The sequence below is a fragment of the Sulfuracidifex metallicus DSM 6482 = JCM 9184 genome, assembly GCA_032834875.1.
In the GTDB taxonomy this organism is placed as follows: domain Archaea; phylum Thermoproteota; class Thermoprotei_A; order Sulfolobales; family Sulfolobaceae; genus Sulfuracidifex; species Sulfuracidifex metallicus.
In genome coordinates, this window is sequence record CP135238.1 from 1,581,207 (window position 1) to 1,599,606 (window position 18,400).

The 18,400-nt window shown below is 38.9% G+C and carries 19 protein-coding genes; 12 read left to right on the top strand and 7 right to left on the bottom strand.

Going from position 1 to position 18,400, the window contains the following annotated elements; genetic code table 11:
• From RQ359_RS08755 to RQ359_RS08780, 6 genes are all read left to right on the top strand, one after another.
• Complete coding sequence (locus RQ359_RS08755) at positions 1–696, top strand: 60S ribosomal export protein NMD3 (protein ID WP_156016829.1); 696 nt, start codon at positions 1–3, stop codon at positions 694–696.
• Complete coding sequence (gene rnhB, locus RQ359_RS08760) at positions 693–1,331, top strand: ribonuclease HII (protein WP_156016827.1); 639 nt, start codon at positions 693–695, stop codon at positions 1,329–1,331. The genes RQ359_RS08755 and rnhB overlap by 4 nt, the downstream gene beginning before the upstream one ends.
• Complete coding sequence (locus tag RQ359_RS08765) at positions 1,325–2,386, top strand: TGS domain-containing protein (protein WP_156016825.1); 1,062 nt, start codon at positions 1,325–1,327, stop codon at positions 2,384–2,386. The genes rnhB and RQ359_RS08765 overlap by 7 nt, the downstream gene beginning before the upstream one ends.
• Before the next feature lie 29 nt (positions 2,387–2,415).
• On the top strand, positions 2,416–3,174 hold the full coding sequence (locus tag RQ359_RS08770; protein ID WP_457921165.1) for a hypothetical protein: 759 nt from the start codon (positions 2,416–2,418) through the stop codon (positions 3,172–3,174).
• A 62-nt stretch (positions 3,175–3,236) separates the two neighbouring features.
• Positions 3,237–4,310, top strand: coding sequence for a type II secretion system F family protein (locus RQ359_RS08775; RefSeq protein ID WP_457921166.1), 1,074 nt, complete (start codon positions 3,237–3,239; stop codon positions 4,308–4,310).
• Between the two features lie 34 nt (positions 4,311–4,344).
• Positions 4,345–6,090 carry a type II/IV secretion system ATPase subunit gene (locus tag RQ359_RS08780; protein ID WP_054837918.1) on the top strand — a complete coding sequence of 582 codons (1,746 nt, stop codon included), beginning with the start codon at positions 4,345–4,347 and terminating at the stop codon, positions 6,088–6,090.
• A gap of 197 nt (positions 6,091–6,287) precedes the next feature.
• Here RQ359_RS08780 and RQ359_RS08785 read toward each other — a convergent pair whose 3' ends face one another.
• On the bottom strand, positions 6,288–6,689 hold the full coding sequence (locus RQ359_RS08785) for a hypothetical protein (RefSeq protein ID WP_054837966.1): 402 nt from the start codon (positions 6,687–6,689) through the stop codon (positions 6,288–6,290).
• Between the two features lie 242 nt (positions 6,690–6,931).
• Here RQ359_RS08785 and ppa point away from each other — a divergent pair, with 242 nt between their 5' ends.
• Positions 6,932–7,441, top strand: coding sequence for an inorganic diphosphatase (ppa, locus tag RQ359_RS08790; RefSeq protein ID WP_156016823.1), 510 nt, complete (start codon positions 6,932–6,934; stop codon positions 7,439–7,441).
• Between the two features lie 102 nt (positions 7,442–7,543).
• Complete coding sequence (locus tag RQ359_RS08795) at positions 7,544–8,587, top strand: glycosyltransferase family 2 protein (RefSeq protein ID WP_162308986.1); 1,044 nt, start codon at positions 7,544–7,546, stop codon at positions 8,585–8,587.
• Here RQ359_RS08795 and RQ359_RS08800 read toward each other — a convergent pair.
• From RQ359_RS08800 to RQ359_RS08815, 4 genes are read right to left on the bottom strand one after another with little or no spacing between them, the layout of a single operon-like run.
• Complete coding sequence (locus RQ359_RS08800; protein WP_054837915.1) at positions 8,584–9,108, bottom strand: HD domain-containing protein; 525 nt, start codon at positions 9,106–9,108, stop codon at positions 8,584–8,586. The two genes, RQ359_RS08795 and RQ359_RS08800, sit on opposite strands and share 4 nt — an antisense overlap.
• A gap of 6 nt (positions 9,109–9,114) precedes the next feature.
• Positions 9,115–10,446: a bifunctional hydroxymethylpyrimidine kinase/phosphomethylpyrimidine kinase gene (gene thiD, locus RQ359_RS08805; RefSeq protein ID WP_083476901.1), complete on the bottom strand. Its 1,332-nt coding sequence runs from the start codon at positions 10,444–10,446 to the stop codon at positions 9,115–9,117.
• Positions 10,439–11,128, bottom strand: a complete 690-nt coding sequence (locus RQ359_RS08810; protein WP_156016817.1) for a MoaD family protein — start codon at positions 11,126–11,128, stop codon at positions 10,439–10,441. The genes thiD and RQ359_RS08810 overlap by 8 nt, the downstream gene beginning before the upstream one ends.
• A 45-nt stretch (positions 11,129–11,173) precedes the next feature.
• Complete coding sequence (locus tag RQ359_RS08815; RefSeq protein ID WP_156016815.1) at positions 11,174–13,456, bottom strand: 4Fe-4S dicluster domain-containing protein; 2,283 nt, start codon at positions 13,454–13,456, stop codon at positions 11,174–11,176.
• Between the two features lie 57 nt (positions 13,457–13,513).
• Between RQ359_RS08815 and RQ359_RS08820 the strand changes: the two genes are divergently transcribed.
• Together RQ359_RS08820 and RQ359_RS08825 are read left to right on the top strand one after the other, a co-directional pair.
• Entirely contained in the window at positions 13,514–14,254 is a 741-nt protein-coding gene (locus tag RQ359_RS08820; protein ID WP_054837912.1) for a GHMP family kinase ATP-binding protein, read from the top strand.
• Positions 14,209–15,009: a 4-phosphopantoate--beta-alanine ligase gene (locus RQ359_RS08825; RefSeq protein WP_338116978.1), complete on the top strand. Its 801-nt coding sequence runs from the start codon at positions 14,209–14,211 to the stop codon at positions 15,007–15,009. Before RQ359_RS08820 ends, RQ359_RS08825 begins: the two co-directional genes overlap by 46 nt.
• Here RQ359_RS08825 and panB read toward each other — a convergent pair.
• Entirely contained in the window at positions 14,988–15,791 is an 804-nt protein-coding gene (gene panB, locus RQ359_RS08830; RefSeq protein WP_054837911.1) for a 3-methyl-2-oxobutanoate hydroxymethyltransferase, read from the bottom strand. The genes RQ359_RS08825 and panB overlap by 22 nt on opposite strands.
• Positions 15,688–16,344, bottom strand: a complete 657-nt coding sequence (locus tag RQ359_RS08835) for a hypothetical protein (RefSeq protein ID WP_156016813.1) — start codon at positions 16,342–16,344, stop codon at positions 15,688–15,690. The genes panB and RQ359_RS08835 overlap by 104 nt, the downstream gene beginning before the upstream one ends.
• A gap of 53 nt (positions 16,345–16,397) precedes the next feature.
• Between RQ359_RS08835 and RQ359_RS08840 the strand changes: the two genes are divergently transcribed.
• Entirely contained in the window at positions 16,398–17,141 is a 744-nt protein-coding gene (locus RQ359_RS08840; protein ID WP_054837910.1) for an ABC transporter ATP-binding protein, read from the top strand.
• Between the two features lie 56 nt (positions 17,142–17,197).
• Positions 17,198–18,376 (top strand): ABC transporter permease, encoded by a 1,179-nt coding sequence (locus RQ359_RS08845; protein WP_156017962.1) that lies wholly within the window; start codon positions 17,198–17,200, stop codon positions 18,374–18,376.
• Positions 18,377–18,400: the final 24 nt, after the last annotated feature.

The following is an 18,400-nucleotide window of genomic DNA, read 5'->3' on the forward strand; positions in this document are numbered from 1 at the left end:
ATGTCCAGGCGAAAGTTCTGCGTTTCATGTGGAAGAGAAGACGTGGAGCTCATTGGATTACTTTGTCCATCCTGTTATGCAAAAAGAAAAGATTTGATTGAGGTACCCAGTTCTGTAACCATAAGAACATGTAGAATATGTGGTTCGAAATGGATTTCCGGGAAATGGGTCAGGATAGAAAATCTATCCATAGAAGACTTAGTCTATAATGAGATTATGAGGAGGGCTAAAATGGACGATAAATTAACTGAATATCAAAGTGATCTGCAGATGTCTAAGGACAAGAATGGAAAAGATGTTGCCTTAATTTCGTTCTCTGGAAAAGTTGCAAATGAAGTTATACACGTTCAAAAGCTAGTTTATGTTAACTTAGAAGAGGCATTATGCGACTCTTGCATGAAAAAGAGAGGCAGATTTTATGACGCAGTAGTTCAATTAAGGACTAGAAATGGAAGTCTGAATGAGAAGAGAGTTTTCTTTGAATCCTTCTTTTCTAATGAAGTGATTAACAATCTATCAGACATCAAGATAGGAAAGGAAGGAGTAGATTACTATTTCATTAGTAGAACCGTGGCGAAAAGGTTAGTATCATCCATCATTTCTATGGTCAAGGCTGAAGTTAAGGAAAGTTTTGAAGGAGAATCCTTAAAGAACGGAAAGAGAACCGGTAAATTAGTTATATCTCTGAGATTATGATAATTGGAATTGATGAAGCCGGAAGGGGACCTATAATAGGTCCAATGGTAGTGGCAGGCGTTGCAATTGAGGATAGTCTGTTGGATAAGTTAAAAGATAAAGGAGTAAGGGACAGCAAAGCTCTGTCCAGGAAAAGTAGGGAGAAACTTTTCTATGAGATTGTGGAAATAGCGTCCGCGTTTTCAGTAGTAAAAGTGCAACCTCAAGAGATAGACTTGAACAACTTGAATTCTCTGACTTATCAAGCCGTAAATAAGATCATTTCATCCATGTTATATCTTAAGCCCAATCGAGTCACTGTTGACAAGGTTGGACGAGAAACTGAGGTTATAGTCTACTTGAAGCTCCTAGGTATAGAAGCTAACGTTGTTCATCAAGCTGATGTGAACTTCGTTGAGTGTAGTGCAGCCAGTATCATAGCAAAGGTGATAAGGGATAAGGAAATAGATAAGATTAAGGAAAAATATGGTGATGTTGGTTCAGGGTATCCTTCAGACGAAAAGACAATCAATTGGATTTCCAAAATACACGAAAAAGGCGAACCTCCTCCGCCTTTTTTAAGGAGGTCATGGAAGATATTAAATCGTATTGCACCTAACTATTATCTTGAAAAAAGGGGGGTCTGGAGTTGGTAACTAACTTACCTGCGGAGGCAAAGGCAAAATGGATGAAGGTGATGGACGCAAAGACCCCTGAGGAGAAGATTAAGGCAATACAAGACTTTCTAAGTTATGTTCCAAAACATAAGGGCACAGAAAACTTAGTGTATTGGGCAAAGAGAAGGTTAGCTGAACTAAAAGAGGAAGCAGAAAAAGAGAAGAGAAAAGGGGGAGGGAAAAGATCATTTTCCATATTTGTGGAGAAGGCAGGCGCAGGTCAAGTAGTGCTCTTAGGAGACGCCTTTCTGAGAACTGAGTTGTTGAGAGCACTCACTAACGTGAAGGTTATACCTAGAGATGTTCCAGTTCCCGGTATGGCTCCATTTGAGGACATTAAGTTGCAGTTAGTTAACCCTCCCCTTACCGTTCCATTGAGTAAAGTTGTTGGTCTTGCCAGAAACGCCGACGCTATAGTTATCGTTGCAAACGATCTTCAGGAGTACGAACAAATAAAAAAATTCTTAGAGGATAACAACGTACTTCTAAAGAAACCTCGTGGTAAGGTTATCATAGAGAGATCCAGATATGGAAACTCTGGGCTTAGAATAGTTAACTTAGGCAAAATAGTAGATTCTAGCGAAAGCGAGATTAGAAAGTATCTTGAAGGGTTTGGAATAAAGTCTGCAATTGTTAGGATCCTCGGGGAAATAACTATGGATGATGTAGAGAAAGCTATATTTGAATCAGTTACCTTCAAGCCCGGCGTTCTGGTATCCCCAAAGCCTCTTGGTGTAGATGTTTACTCTTTAACTTTTAACGTGGCAAGGAGAGAGTTGCCGAAAGTTCTTTTTGAGAGTCTTGACGTTATAAGGGTTTACACCAAGGAGCCTGGAGAAGACGCCACCGGGGACCCGCTGATTATGAGAAAAGGATCTACCGTGATGGATGTTGCAAGGAGATTGCATTCTTCCCTTGCAGAAGGAATGCGTTATGCAAGGGTATGGGGTAAATCAGTAAAGTTCCCTGGACAGAAAGTTGGTGGCGATCATATTCTCGAAGATAAGGATATAATAGAAATCCATACGAAATAGTTATATCATAGAAATTTACCATTAATAATGTGAGTAGACAGAAATTTAGCTTAAGGAAAGGTAATAAAAAAGAGAATGAGCAAAGAATTGGCGTAGTCTCTAAGGGTGCCCAGTATGGAGTTTTCGATTTACTATTTTATAATTCCGGTTTTGCCAAAGGATTGGCAAAGTCTTTTGATGAGAAGCTAAAAAGGGCAGGCTTAAATGATGACCCCAGAATTTACGCATCAAGGCTAATATCATTTCTCCTAATCTCTTCGATCCTTACAGTAATAATGCTCGTCTTTGGAGGCTTTCTCTTCTTAGATTTTCTAAGGCTTCATGATGTCAAGTACCTAGCGGTTGGAATGATGATGATCATATTTGGAATAATAATTCCCCCTTTAGTGTATTTAGTTTATACTATTAACGTTTCACAAAGAATTGAGAGTAGGAGAATAGGAATAGACAGCGAAACGCCTATATTCTCTTCGGTATTCTTAGTCTTTCTAAAGGCTGGACTTAATGTAAGGTTCGTGTTTGACTATTTGGCTAGGTCTAATGCCCTTGCTAACATAAGCGGAATTTCAGCTTATATTTCAAAGAGAATGAAATTTCTAGGTGAAAGCACGGAGGAAGCCATAACAAATTCCCTACCAATTTCTCCTTCTAAGTTATTTAATGATTTCCTAACGACTTACGTTACTGCAATAAGGACTGGTGCTCCTGTAGTAGATACAATATACAGTAAGACTAAGGATTTGCTTAAGGCCGTTGAAGTATCAGCTGCAGATGCGCCTCTAAGTTAGAAGGTATAGGTGAAGGGTACGTAATTTGGCTATCTTCAGGTTTCATAACTTTCTTCTTAGCCATGATAATTGAAGCACTGTTTCCGTCTTTTGGAGGCGGTTCATCATTCAAATTGTTGGGTGCAATGGCAGTATTGCTAATACCTGCAATAAACTTGTTATTTGTCTATATAGTCGACGCAACTCAGTTCAAATTCCCTGAAAGACCTCTTAAAGCAAACAAACTGTTCTTTATAACGTTCCCAGTAGGCCTGCTAGTAATGTTTGTTATTTTAGCTATAATTAACAAGATACCTCCCTTTGTTGGAACTCCGAATCAATTGGTAATGTTCCTTACGCTAAGTGGAGCAGAATCTAGCATAAACCCAACTGTAATAGCCATAACAATAGGCTTATTGATAGCCTCAATTCCGCCTGGTATCCTAGCAATGAAGGAAGTGAAAAGAGGCACTGGTTACGATATTTATGTTGTGGCTTTCTTGAGGGCAGTATCAGAGGGATTGAGAGCCGGTTTATCCCCAGAAGCTGTAATTAGAAACTTGAGGGGAAGCAAGGAAATGGGCAAGTTCAATACAGTACTGGACACTATTGATATCTACAATAGATTAGGTTACCCTTTAAAGGACTCGTTCAAGAAGGCTGCAGAGCAAATAATGGATTTCTCAAGCAAGGTGTCTCTAATAAGTTTAGCAGATATGATAGAGATAGGTAGCTTAACTCCGGAAACTGTGGAATTTTTGGCAGACCAGATTTCTACTCAGATAAGAATTAGGAGGGAATATATTTCAAGGATAAAGGTACTTCTGTATACTCCTTACGTCGGTATAATTCTAGCTCTTGTAGCATCAGTTCTATTGGGCAACTCCATGGTTTACGTGTTATCTCAACAACATGGTGCAAGTCTATCATATGGCCCTTTAGCGGAAGCTCAAGTTCTGCTACCTAACGCTTTGTATATTATATCTGTATCTTCACTTTTCAATTCATTCTTAGCAGGGCTTCTAGTAGGAAAACTAAGCTCTGGAAGAACCTCAGTAGGTCTAATTCATTCTGCTATACTGGTTATAATAACTGTAATATTGCTTATAATAGCTCAACATATAACTTTAGTATCTACGGCAAGGCCAACATTCTAAAAGTTAATATACCTCTTTTTCTATTTATATTCTTATGCCAAAGTTTCCTTCAATTAAATTTAAACCAAAAAGTGGCATTGGGTCCGCCACTAGCGACGTTATGTTGAATATCAAAGATTTACCGGTTACCTTATATCCTGTTTCTGTCATCTCGCAGGATATAACTGAAGTTATATCTGACTATGACATTGATTTAAAGACAATACTTCCAGAAAAGGTAAAAAACTCTTTGTTGGAAAATAATATAGAGTATAACATAGTTAATCCACACGTCTTCATTACTTACGATAAAGAGAAGGGAATTTATAAGTACAACTTGTTTGAACCCCCAATTGATCAATCTACTTTCTCGCTTTACATGCAAATCATAGAGGAAATAGAGAGGGAGCTTCTAAGTAAGTCAGTTGATATTAACATAGGTAAAGTTTTAATTGATCTCGACACTAAGAGGAAAGACCTTGGCATAATAGGAGGTCAAAAGGGGACCCTTTATCAGTTGTCCATAAGTGCTAACGTAGCCCTTTACTATTTACTCAGGAATATGTTTGGATACAACGTATTAACGTCATTGATTGCCGATAGCGAGGTAGAAGATATATCTTATTCTGGTTTAGACTTACCAGTTTACGTTTACCATAGGAGCTTTGAGTATGTTCCTACAAACGTAGTTTTCTCTAAAAATATGAAAATCCTTGAATATGATCTAGATGGTAATGAGCTAAGCGATCAAATAGTTTTGAGACTACTTTCATTAACCGGAAGAACAATATCAATTGCAGATCCTATAGCAGACGGTATGTTACCAAAGGGAGATAGAATTGCTGCAACGTTCAGGAACGAGGTAAGCGCAAGAGGTTCCAGCTTCGTAATTAGGCGATTTGCGGATAAGCCAATTACTATATTAGATTTGATAAATTCTGGGGTTTTATCAGCGGATGCAGCAGCGTACTTGTGGTATGCCATAGATATGAAAATGTCATTTATGGTAATAGGTGTCACTGGAGCGGGAAAAACTACAGTTCTAGGTTCGCTCTTGAATCTAGTAAAAGAGTCTATGAAGATAGTTTCCATAGAGGATATTCCAGAAATAAGGATAGCAAACGATAACTGGGTTCAGTTATACTCTAGAACAGCATATGGCGGAACTGGAAAGGAGATCTCGTTAATGGATTTGCTGAAGCTCTCCCTAAGGTATAGACCAGATCTAATAGTAGTGGGAGAGATAAGAGGTCAAGAGGCTTACGTATTGTTTCAAGCAATATCCACAGGACACGGCGGTGCAACGACGTTTCACGCTTATGATACGGCTTCTGCTATAAAGAGGTTGATGAATAACCCTCTGAATATACCGCAAGAGTGGATCTCCATGATGAACATAGTGGTTAACGTGAGAAGACTTCCAGTATTCGTTGGGGACAAGGTTGTGCTAAGGAGGCGTGCTGTAGGTGTAGATGAAATAGTCTCTCCTAACGATTATAGAAGGGTTGTGAGCTGGGAGCCAAGGTCAGACGTTCATTTACTAGAGCTAGATTCAGCTAAGATCCTGAGATCTAGAATAGAGGAGATGGGAAGGAGCTTAGATGAGGCTAAAGCAGAAATAGAGAAGAGGTCCATGTACTTGAAGCTCTTAGCTTCAGCTAAGCCAGTAGTACAGAGTCCCGAGAGCTATAGGGAAGTTAAGAAATACATAATCAAATACAGCATAAGGCCTGAGGAGTCAATAAGGGAAGTACAAGCTATGAGTAGCTTAAAGGTAGCGCCGCCACAACTAAGGAGATAATTTTTCACTCCTCTTTATTGTCTCAGAAAGGGAAAAGTATAAATTGATCTTATCGTTTTATATATACATATAGTTCTTTTTATAAGGCTTTATCAATTTCTGCCTTCTTAATAAAATAGTGATATAAAAATTCAGCTGTAAAAGTAAGAAGTCACAATAAAAATAATAAAAAATTAGTTCTTTTTTTCTCTTATGTCTTAAACTGTCATACCTTGGGCAATTTGCTCCAATCTTTTGAGTAATTCTGATTCCACATGGGTATTCCATAGCATTTCTGGAACGTCAACGAATAGAAATAGCTCTGAAAGCACTATTGTTTCTATAGCTGTTACAGCAATGTTTTGGATCCATTTTCCTGCTCCCACTCTCACTAGAACTTGATTATTGCCTGCTTGTTCTAAGGTGAATGTTAACGCTCTATCGGCAGTGAATATATCTCTCAATATTCCAGCCTTTTGAGCTTGGATGACAGCCTTTCCGTTCCCGCTAAGTTGTTGTACTTTCCAACCTTGTCCTTGAAGATATGTCACAAAGCTGTTTACTATTTGTTCTAGAGGAACGGATGTGTTTATGGTTTTCTCCTTCTTAAATAAGCCCATGAATTCTATTAGGCACAGTTGTATTAAAAATCTTTCATTATACTTAGTTTTCATATTAAATGAAATAATTACCTTAGTTACTATCTATATTATTATTTAATTAGTATAAAAGAAACTTATTCTATATTAAAAAGATTTATTTTAATGAGTCGGTCAATCAATTACGTTAGTTTCCCCTTTGAAAGCCTTATCTCCTTAAAGAATCACTTAAATATTAATGGTGATATTTTAAGGTGAGAATCATGAAGTTGTCAGCAGGAAAAGACTTTCCAAAATTAGTAAATGTTTTAATAGAAATCCCCATGGGATCTAATGTAAAGTATGAATATGATGAAGAGGAAGAAGTAGTAAAGGTTGACAGGGTTTTATATACCTCCATGGTTTATCCGTTCAACTACGGTTTCGTTCCTGGTACCAAGGCCGACGATGGAGATCCTATAGATGTTCTTGTTATAAGCAATCAACCTTTCTATCCTGGCACAGTTATTGAGGCCAGACCAATAGGAATGATACGAATGACTGACGAGGAAGGAGTTGATACTAAGATAATAGCAGTTCCAAAGGACAAGATAGATCCAACTTTCTCAAACATAAGGGAAATAACCGACATTCCAGATGCGCTGAAAAATAAGATGGTTCATTTCTTTGAGCATTACAAGGAATTAGAGCCGGGTAAATGGGTCAAAATTTCAGGATGGGGCACGGCTTCAGAGGCAATAGACAACATAAAGAAGGCTTTAGTAACTAAATAGCATATGTCGTTTAATCTAGACTTTTCAATAGCGTTTTTTCTCAGCTTAATTGTAATTCTATTTCCTTCCGCGTGGAACTTATTACAGTTTTTATATTATAATGTGAGTGATTATCAAGATATAGTAAAGCGGGGAAATCGTAAGAAGATAAGCATAGTTACTGCAATAAAGGGTGAGGAACTTCCGACAGTTGAAGAGTTCCTAAGCAACCTATCAACGCAATCTTTTCATGATTTCGAGTTAATCATAGTTTCAGACGATGAGGAAGATACATTGCAAAAAATCAAGAATTTAGCTAGGAAATATGATTTCGCTAAGGTAATCAAGGGTAATGGAAAGGGAAGAAAGGCTGGTGCTCTCAACTTAGGAGTTCAAGCTAGTCAGAACGATACCCTGCTTTTCCTAGACGTTGAGGCTAGATTGGAAAGTGACTTTATGGATAAGGTCTCCTTGTTAGACTGTGACGCCATAGCGTTTAAGCTCAAGGTTAGGGAGAAGTTCAAGAATCAACTAGAGAGATCCTACTCTGCAATGACAGAGTTTTCCATGCGATCCCTTTTCAGAGGTAGGTCTAAGCTAGGTTTACCAATATTTCCAAATGGATCGTCCTTGTTGCTGAAAAAAGAAGTTTTAAAGAAGATAGGTGAATTCAAGGAAGGCTCTATGGCGGAAGATCTCGAAATTGGAATAAGGCTCTTCTTAAGTGGAATAAAGGTTACGTACATTCAGGATCCATTAATTTATACCTTGTCTCCTCCCAACGTTCAATCTCTGGTTTCTCAGCTTTCCCGTTGGGCTTATGGATCAGGCGAGCTATTTTCCGAATCGTTCTATATGTTAGGTAAAGGACTTAGAGGAATAGAAGGATTCCTTTATGTCAATCAATGGGGACTTTACATACTTCCTTTCTTTGTCCTAGGCGTTGATCTTCTAATTGCTCCATTAGTTAGTCCTTTACCCTTCATCGTTTCATTGTTAATTTACGTATCTCTTTCAATTCCCACAATTTACGTAAATCGTAACGCTAACTTAAGTTATGGTTTACCTTTCTATTGGGCATTGTTAAAGGGATATATTAAGGGACTTCTACACTCAAAATATGAATGGAAAGTTACTCCTAAAAGCGAGGTCAGAAACGCCAATTAGGAGAGCATCTCGTTAACAGTTTCCCTCAAGAGAGATAGATTAGGATCGTTTAGAATTCTCTCTATCTCCGGCATATAGCTTTCCACAATTCTTTCTACGCTATATCCACGTTTAATAAGCCTCTTAGCTTCAATGCACGTGGAGAGTCTATCGGAGAGCTTTGCTATTTTCGCCTCCATTGTCTCGCCATTTTTTAGTTCAGCGAACAAATCTTCACCTACCCCTATTTCCTTGAATGCTTCAAGCTCAGCTTCCCTTTTGTTTATCCTTTGGGATGCCCACTTTGGGAGGTCTCCTAACAACGACTCTCCCAAATCATGAAAAAGAGCTATAGCTGACGCGTGATCTGGATTTACCTTCACTCCTCTTTTGCTCAGTTCTGTTGCTAAATAATATGCTAATATCGCAGCCTCAAATGAATGCGAGGCTACAGTATCTCCTGAGGATGGAGGAACTCCGCTCTGCATCCAGCCCGTTCTAACTAAGTTCTTGCACGAAGTTATTGCTTGTAGAATCATGATTTACACCTAGTCTAGCAATACTTTCAAAGCTTTTATAATATCATATATACCGTAGGACCATATTCTGATCATAGCTTCCTTTCCCTTCATCCCTCTGTCAAATGCCACAGTTGCGTTTTCTCTATAGGATAATTCCGCAATCCATTCCATGGTTTTACCTTCTCCCCATGTAGGTTCTTTTTCCCGGTCTATTTCTATTACTCTATAACCATTGTCCATCAAAGCCTTGACGTATCTCTCATCAAACCTTACATTTATCAAAGAATCACATTTCACTCCCCTCTTTATTAAGCCCAATAGAAGCCTAGCCGTATGGGTAGGGTATCCGAAGACCGATGGAAAGCCTACTCTTACGTTGCCATTCCATTCCTTTATGATTCTTCCTTCAAATGTAGCTATATCATTTAGATCGTCTACAAGTTCTGGTTCTATGGAGTGTGCTAAGTTTGATTGAACCTCTGGAATTAGATGATAGAAGTTATTGTTATATTGGTTAATAAAATGTGAGAACCTTCTCATATCTTCCATGACCTTAAACTTCATGGCTTCTTTCCTGAGTTGCACTGAAGGATCGATAGGTCCTATTCCTCTACCAGCGTTTATTCCGTGAGATATTCCCTCGTATACTAGAAGTTTAGCTTTTGATACAGCTTCGATCATGTTTCCAACTTTCAAGTAATATGCAAGAAGGGCTGAAGCGAATACGCTACCGGTTCCGTGTGTATCCTTGGATAATCTTCTAGGTAAATAGAACTCGGTAATTCCTTCCTTCCAGCACAACACATCCTTTGACTTATCCCCTGGTATATGACCTCCCTTAAGCACAACGTAATTATTATCATACTTATTGAGAAGGTCAGTGCAAAGTTCCCTTTGATTCTTCACTTCTTCTTTTCTTCCTTTTATGAGGATTGTAGCCTCATCCGCATTGGGGGTAATGGCAAATGCTCCCTTGATAAGTTCAATAAAGCTCTTAGGTTCATCAATGAGAGAAGTCCCATCCTTCGCGAAAATTACTGGATCTACCACTATTGGTAAGTTCTTATCTCTTAGTTCATCCTTTATTACCTTAACTTGTTCAGAGTTGTACACCATTCCAGTCTTAACTCCAATGACCTCAAAATCCTCAAAGATAGTCCTTATCTGTTCCCTTAGTTGTTCCCCTGTTAAAGGATATATTTTCTTAACGCCGGTGGTATTCTGTGAAGTTATTGCAGTTATTGCGCCAACACCATGGAAGCCTAATAAGTCGAATACCTTGATATCGGTTTCCACGCCAGCACCGTTACCTGAGTCAAATCCTGCAATTGACAACAAGCTATACAAATGTCTAGACATCGCCTTTCTTCACCCTAGTATTCCCCGCTACCACCCAGAAGTCACCGTCGTCCCTCTTCTCGAGCTTCCAAATTCCCGTTGTATGTTTAACTAGCTCTACGGTTTCCTTCACAGCCTCTATGGAATCCTGCCTTCCTCTTCCTAGCGCCATTATTAGCATTACGTTCTCTCCAGGCTTCATATTATCTATTGCATGTACAATTTTTATATCAACTATGTCCTTATACTTAGCCTTTATGTCTCTTTCTATTTCTTGAAAACGCTTCTTGGTATAATCGTCATAACTTTCGTAATCTAACTCAAGCACTTGGTGGTCTTCTATCTTTCCCTTGACGAAACCTACGTAAACTACAAGGGAACCTGCCTCCGGGGGAGCAGACTCTCTAAACTTCCTTATTTCTTCTAGTATATCTATTCTTCCTCTGATTAAATCCCCTCCAGCTGGAGGTGGCATTAACGCCACTTCGTCGCCATCTTTAATTTCATCTTTTATTTCTCCATTAATAAGGAAAATTACCTTTATTCCCTTTTTTCCTTCTATAAGGCTAGAGAAAGCCTGCCCCCATTTTTTCTCTAACTGTTCCTTTAGGCATTGAACGTTGGAACAATTAGTTTCTATGGATTCCTCCTGAATTCCTGTTATATCTTTGAGCAGGGCAAAGTAAAGTACTTTGATTTTCATTAATTACTTTCCAACTCCTAACCTTTTATTTATGAGGTCGTTAACTTAGAGGTATGCGGCCTCAGCTAATGCATCTGATATTATAGAAGGCGTGATGATTAACTTGGATATTCTGTTCAAGGCATTTATAAAATCATTGGAATTCACTACATCTTTCATGGAGTATTCCAAATTAGGAGACTGCAAGATTCTCTGTTGAAGTTTAGTTATTGCATCATCAAAACTCTGATGTGAAATTATTTCAGAGATAGATTTTATCTTCTCGTTAAATAAGGTTTTGTTTGCTATGATTTCCTTAGTGGCTTCCTTTAACTGTTGATTCTTGGTTATGTTTTCGAATAATGTCTTATAGAAATACTTCTTTGCTATTGAAGACGAAATTAATATGAAGTACTGAGATCCACCAGACTTCCAGAAATATACCTTTCCAGCTATCTCGTCAGCAGCGTTTAAGAGCGATCTCTTTACGGAATCTATAATAATCTCTACCAAATCCGTATCATTGAATGAGCTTGAAGTTTGTTGTGTACCTATATCCTTGATAACAAATTTGCTATAGACTGATGCTGTCCCAAATTTCCAAGTAGAGAAAGGACAAATCGTTGAATAGTTCTTTGCTGTAATGGGAAAGGTTCCTCCTTTATATGACATAGCCCAGACTCCTGCACATTCTCCATGACTTCCAGTTATCCCCAGTTTCTTAGCCCAGCAGCCAGCGTGAACTTCTTCCTGGTTTACGTTTGCCTTGAGAACATCATAAGCTAAAATGCCATCATCCTCGCTAAGTTTATTGTAAACATATAATCCCTCAGGACAAAGGAAATAGACGCCTTGAGCTCCAACTTGTTCTTTGAGCTCCCTTATTCTCATGACATACTTTCTAGCTTCCTCCTCGTTTCCAGAAATGTACTCAGGAAATCCGCAGCACTCTCCATCTATCAAGTTAACCCTTGGTGACATTCCTGGAGGAAGATTTCCATTAGAGGAGTGTAAGAAACCTAGAAATCCCTTTAATCCAAGGGGATCATACTTAGTTGCACAACCTGATACTAGAAGAAAGACAGGCTTGTTTCTATATTTCGAATCTAACTCCATCACCATTTGCTTTATGTCTAGGCTAGCCTTGGGAGTATCTACAGATAACTTCTCATAAGTTTCGTTGAATTTAGGTAGAACTTCCATTATTGATGAAATTTGAATACCTACTGGACAAGATTCCTCACATTCCTTACATCCAAAGCAGAAGTCAGCATCACGTTCTGTCAATATTCTACCAAATCTTCCAGGAGGAGAGTAAAGTGGATTTTTAGTTATTTTAAAAGATAAACATGAGTTGAGGCAGATTCCACAGTTAATGCATTTCATTGAGTCAATATATTCATTTCTAGCTCTGGTGAACCTCTTCGGAATTTTAACTTCAGGTTTCTTTAGATTTCTTAATTTGTCAATTATGAATTTATGTATCTCTTCGTATTCAGATAAAGATGGCCACGGATACACTTCAGCGTTAGACTTGAGGAAATTCATTAAATCAGATATCCTCGATTCCTCTATAGATCCAATTAAAACACCTTGTTTCGAAGGTGAATTATGATTAATAATATATCCACATGTATAATCCATATTAAAAGAAGACTTAATTCTGGGCAAGTTATCTACAGAAGTCCTTAAAATGACTGGTATATAATCCCTTTTGATAACTTTCTTAGTCTGTTGATGAATTTTCTTGATAAGGTCTCCAGTATTGATATTACCTCTATCTTGCTCAGAAATTAGAGACGAGTAGTAGACAGGGGAATAATAGAGGGTCGTTCCGTCTTCGTAAATTATTCCACTCCATGCATAAGGGATCTCAGTCTTGCTCTCTAGAAGCTCGTTGTACTTAACAGCAAGCATCTTCACGTTATCGTTCTCGAGAACGTGCACGGACTTCTTGAAGTTCACGAAACCGAATCTGTAACTTCCAAATCCAGACCCATTGGTAGCTACAAAGCCACCTACGGTTCCCTCTAGATACATGGGAAATAATGCCGGATAGAATCCCTCTTTTTCGGTTTCTGCTATAACGTCAGAGAATGTAGCTCCGGCTGGAACTTGAAATTTGGCGTATACATTGTTAACTTGCTCTATGATCTTAGCCGCCTTTCCGTCAGATGTCCTTTCAGGGGAGCTTCTCACTTTGACGTTATTTAATTTCAGTAAAGTACCATTCATGGAAGTAAGCCTACCTAACGTTATTTCCATTTCCTCCTTTGGATAGAACTTCTTGAAGTCATTAGGATCAATGTATTTAGCAGCTCTACTGAATACTGAGGCGTCTAAGATCACATTTACCGTAATTAATATTAAATAAGATCTATTAATGTTTTCTAGAAAGTTAATAACATGGTTTTAATAAGGGTCCCTTTATCGGTTTCATTGTTATGGTATCCTGTAAAATCTTCCACTGTTGAGCAAAGTGGATCCATAGGTATATCCATGACGTTAGAGCCTTCCTTAATAGCGGAGGCCAAGAGAGGTGAAGGTACTCTTCTTAACGGCATTCCACTCATGGAAATGCCAAACATAAAGTTCCTACAAGAAAAATTAGGTAAGGTTAAAATTGAGGCATACTCCAGGGTTCCCTTAGGTTACGGGTATGGCTTAAGTGGAGCACTAAGCGTGGCTTATGCTATTGCGGCATCCGAGCTGTTAGGCATAGATGAGGAAAGAGCTCTGGTTGCTGCACACGAAAGCGAGATAATTTCTGGAAACGGATTTGGCGATGTCATTTCTCAAATTTCTGGAGGCATAGTATGCAGAAAGAAGCCTGGAGCTCCAGGTTACGGCGAGGTAGTTAGACTGCATGATTACTCGAGCGTTATCTATTCAAAGATATTGGAGAAACTTCCTACATCTACTATTATTTCTGGGCTAGATTGGGTTAAGGATGTAGTGGTAAATAGCTGTAACTTACCTCTTCAGGATTTATTCTCAATAGCTAGGAAGTTCACCGAAGATTTGGGATTCATTTCTCCTTATCCTTTGTCGTATAGGAAGAAGGGCATAATAGTTAAAATTGGAGATCCGAAGGAAGGAGTGTGGACTCTTCACACGATATCAAAGTTTGGAGCATCCGTAATTTAATTCCAAGTACCCATCCCAGAAAAGACACCCTGCTTGTCAGGGAAAAGCTGGTAGAACAGATGGAGACAGGTGCAGTTGTTCCACAAGGTCTAATAGCTCACGGTAGAGGAGAATGTTTCGATTACCTTTTAGGAGAGAGGACTAACGCGTTCGCGGAAAGGAGTATAGAAGCTGCTGCAGCACTTCTCCTTTTATCGTCTTACCCTGTAATTTCAGTAAACGGCAATATGGCTGCATTAGCTCCTAAGGAGCTCGTTGAACTATCTAAGGAAGTACATGCTCCTCTGGAGGTAAACTTGTTTTACAGGAACGAAGAGAGAGAAAAGAAAATAGGCGAAATTTTAAGGGATGCTGGAGCATCAGAGGTTCTAGGAGTAGGTATCGATGCGTCAGAAACGATTCAAGAATTATTCAGTGAAAGGAGAAAGGTAAGCTCTAGAGGGATATATAGGGCAGATACAGTGTTCTTAGCTATGGAGGATGGCGATAGAACTGAAGCCCTAATTAAGTTAGGCAAAAAGGTGATAGCCGTAGATTTAAATCCTTTATCTAGAACCTCTATGACAGCTTCAATAACTATAGTTGACAATTTCATCAGGGTAGTTCCAAAACTTACGACAAGGGTTAAAGAAATGAAAAACATGAGTAAGGATGAACTTCAAAGAATCTTTCAATCATTTAACAACAAGGATAATTTAAAGGAATCCTTAAAATTCATTTCAGAGAGAATGTCTCAATTAGCTCTGTCCTTGTAGTTTTCCTTTGAAGGAAAGGTACCAGATTTTACATCGTTGCTGTATTGAGATACGGCATTTTTAATTATCTCGTTTAGGTTTATGTAGTTCTTCGCGAAATAAGGTTTAGTCTCACTGAAGCCTAAAAGGTCATGAATTACTAGAACTTGTCCATCACAGCTTGGTCCAGCTCCTATGCATATAGTAGGAATGTTCAGGGCCTTGGTTATTTTCTCTGCAATATCAGCATAAGTATTCTCAATGACCACGGCGAAAGCTCCAGCCTTTTCCAGAACCTTAGCGTCCTCAACAAGGAGTTCTGCCTCTTCTTCAGATTTCCCCATGACTCTGAAACCGCCAAGCTTGAGATACTTCTGTGGGGTCATTCCTATGTGTCCCATTACAGGAATTCCAGCTTTAGTTATTCCTTTAACCACGTCTACAACTTCTACTCCACCTTCAAGTTTCACTGCATCTGCACCAGCCTTAACCAGAAGACCGGCGTTCCTTATGCCCTCCTCTACGCTAATTTCGTAAGAAAGAAAAGGCATATCAGCTACCATTAACTGTGGCGGGTTAGCTCGAGCTACTGCGGATGTATGCCTTATAATGTCTTCCATTTCCACCTTTTGAGTATTGTTATATCCTAGTACCACCATGCCCAGCGAATCTCCAACGAGAATTGAGTCCAGCTCTGTTTCAGATATTATCCTTGAGGTCGGATAATCGTACGCTGTTAGCATTGTAATCTTCTCTTTCCCTTTCTTTTTTAAGAAGTCCCTGATTGTAACTTTCTTTCTCATTTATCTTCATAGCAACAGCTCTTGCCATGTTTATTATTTTTTTTATTCTCTCGCCTATTTCCTGCGTTTCCTCGTACTGCATCGCATCGTTATATATCTTGACAAAGAGCGGAAGTTCTTCAAAGGAGAATTGCCTAAATATCCTTTTATCGATTTCGCTTAACTTAGGTTTTCTCATCAATATAGAAAGTTTCCTCTCAGCTGATGGCATGTCCAAACTTTCAGCTTGAATTTTAACAACAGTGACTGCTGGGTCTTCCTCCTCGGGGGAAATTGCTTCTTCAACTTGGTTCTTATCTAGGAACCTCCACCAATGCTGATTAGTGGATTTATAGCTTGTTTCTGTTATTCCGTAGTCCTTCTCCATCGACCTCAACAGCATTTTAGGATCAAAATCATATCCTCTTTCTACTATTTTTTCTTGAACACATTTATAGCTGAAATCTCCAAGTTGGGTAGGCTCGCACATCAGGGCAATCGAAACCACGGTCTTTCCTCTATCCCCAAACCTCAAGAGGAACTCCGTGGTTCTATCCCTGATGTTACCTACCATGATAAGTAAATAACGAATAGAATATTAAATGAGATCTGTGTAAATAGACTTGTATGATTAAGACGGAAACTATCGTGGATGTTACCGATCTTAGGAAACGCTTTGGTCAAAGGGAGATTTTGAAGGGAATTAACTTCAATGTGTTTTCAGGAGAGGTCTTTGGGATAGTAGGTCCAAATGGAGCGGGTAAAACTACGACGTTGAGAATCTTGTCTGGGATAATAAGGTCATTTGAGGGCAAGGTTGAAGTGGCAGGAATGACCCCTCAGAAAGCCAGGGAGAGTGGCTTAATATCGTATATGCCTGAAGACACCTTTCCTTACGACAGGCTGACTGGAATAGAGAACCTGCGTTTTTACGCTGAGCTGTACGCAAGAGGAGATAAAAGAAAGGTAAATGAATATGTAGATACTGCAATAAAGATTGCAGACCTAGGAGACAGAATCCAGGATAAGGCTTCTGAATATAGCAGAGGAATGAAAAGAAGGCTAATAATAGCTAGGACGTTGATGACCAGTCCAAAGTTAGCAATTCTGGATGAGCCAACCTCCGCCCTGGACGTTGAATCGGCTATAAATGTGCGTCATAAGATAACTGATATAGCTAAGGAAAAGGGGGTTACTGTTCTTCTCTCATCTCATAATATGCTTGAGGTAGAGTACCTTTGTAACAGGGTTGTGATGATTGAGGGAGGGAGGTCCTTAATGGAGGGAACCCCTAAGGAATTAGTTGATAAGATGGGAGTTCAAAACCTTGAGGAGGCATTCATAAAGATGACCAGGTTAACTCAGACTTAGCACAAGTGTTTTTATCGATAGATATAACTTGAGGATTATTAGGTGGAACTTTGAACCTGCTGACTTTACTTCGTAAAGAGTGGCTTGACGTTAAGAGGGACAAGAAATTACTTGTGGGTACCTTGGTACTTCCTTTCTTTATACTTCCATTGATTGGTTTCGTTCTTTACGCATCTGTGGTTTCTCAACCTCCTATTGTGGAGCTAATTAATAACTCACCTGCCAACTCAGTTTACGTAAATGAAGTAGCTTTCTATATAACCTCTCATGGAGGGATAGTGGTTAATCAGAACGATTCTAATGTAACGCCTGACGTAATCTTAACCTTTCCTAAGGGATTCTATAGCAATCTAACCTCACTGGGAGGAAAGGGTTTAGTTTATATGACGGTTCAAATTTCCTCCAACACGAAGGCGCAAGATTTAGTGGACAATGCTTTGTATAACGTTCTATACAACGTATCTTTAAGTAGGATATCAGAATTGATAAACGATTCCCACACTAACGTAAGCCCTGTGAACATTAGGGAACCGTTGGAGGTGGTTTATACTTATATAACTCCAACTCATCACATTACAACGCAGGCAAGAGATCAGTTAGTCGAACTAGCAAGGATAATAGCCTTGGTTCTTTTCCCTAGTGCAACACCTGTAATTTTTTTCATTACAGATGGAATAACCGGCGAGAAGGAAAGAAGAACTCTGGAATCACTTTTAGCATCTCCTATATCACCTATGGAGTTCATAGTCTCCAAGCTTTTCATTTCCATGTTTCTAGGTTTAATGTCGTCCTTAGGAGACTTGATAGGCATATTCGTTTTTTCTCTCTTTGCCTCATTTATCTTTGGCGTATCTCTCGCTCTTTCCTCCTCATTTGCAATATTAATAGTAGTAATCTACATTGAGACTGTTCTCCTTACGGCTGCAATTAGTTTAATTCTTCTGCTGATTTTCGGTGGGTCTACTAGGAACATTCAAATAATAAACTTTCTTGTCTTAAGTTTCGGAATGGTTGCTTCATTTTCAGCGTTATTCATTAACCTTGCTCAAGTTACGTTTCCTCTGTCTTTAATATACATTATACCATATGAGCAGCTTAGTGCCTCCCTTCTTTTCTATGTATTCGGATTGCCTGGAGAATCCATATTCTATCTATCAGTAACGTTAATAGCGTCAATACTTTTGCTCTTCTTATCATCAAGAATTTTCAATCCAGAACGCTTACTTTTAAAATAAGTATTGAGAAAGGTATCTGGGGTA

Excerpts from the sequence above, each read along its gene's own strand:
- RQ359_RS08755 (WP_156016829.1), top strand. The coding sequence starts at position 1 with ATGTCCAGGCGAAAGTTCTGCGTTTCATGTGGAAGAGAAGACGTGGAG.
- rnhB (WP_156016827.1), top strand. The coding sequence starts at position 693 with ATGATAATTGGAATTGATGAAGCCGGAAGGGGACCTATAATAGGTCCA.
- RQ359_RS08775 (WP_457921166.1), top strand. The coding sequence starts at position 3,237 with ATGATAATTGAAGCACTGTTTCCGTCTTTTGGAGGCGGTTCATCATTC.
- RQ359_RS08780 (WP_054837918.1), top strand. The coding sequence starts at position 4,345 with ATGCCAAAGTTTCCTTCAATTAAATTTAAACCAAAAAGTGGCATTGGG.
- RQ359_RS08785 (WP_054837966.1), bottom strand. The coding sequence starts at position 6,689 with ATGGGCTTATTTAAGAAGGAGAAAACCATAAACACATCCGTTCCTCTA.
- ppa (WP_156016823.1), top strand. The coding sequence starts at position 6,932 with ATGAAGTTGTCAGCAGGAAAAGACTTTCCAAAATTAGTAAATGTTTTA.
- thiD (WP_083476901.1), bottom strand. The coding sequence starts at position 10,446 with ATGTCTAGACATTTGTATAGCTTGTTGTCAATTGCAGGATTTGACTCA.
- RQ359_RS08810 (WP_156016817.1), bottom strand. The coding sequence starts at position 11,128 with ATGAAAATCAAAGTACTTTACTTTGCCCTGCTCAAAGATATAACAGGA.
- RQ359_RS08820 (WP_054837912.1), top strand. The coding sequence starts at position 13,514 with ATGGTTTTAATAAGGGTCCCTTTATCGGTTTCATTGTTATGGTATCCT.
- panB (WP_054837911.1), bottom strand. The coding sequence starts at position 15,791 with ATGAGAAAGAAAGTTACAATCAGGGACTTCTTAAAAAAGAAAGGGAAA.
- RQ359_RS08835 (WP_156016813.1), bottom strand. The coding sequence starts at position 16,344 with ATGGTAGGTAACATCAGGGATAGAACCACGGAGTTCCTCTTGAGGTTT.
- RQ359_RS08840 (WP_054837910.1), top strand. The coding sequence starts at position 16,398 with ATGATTAAGACGGAAACTATCGTGGATGTTACCGATCTTAGGAAACGC.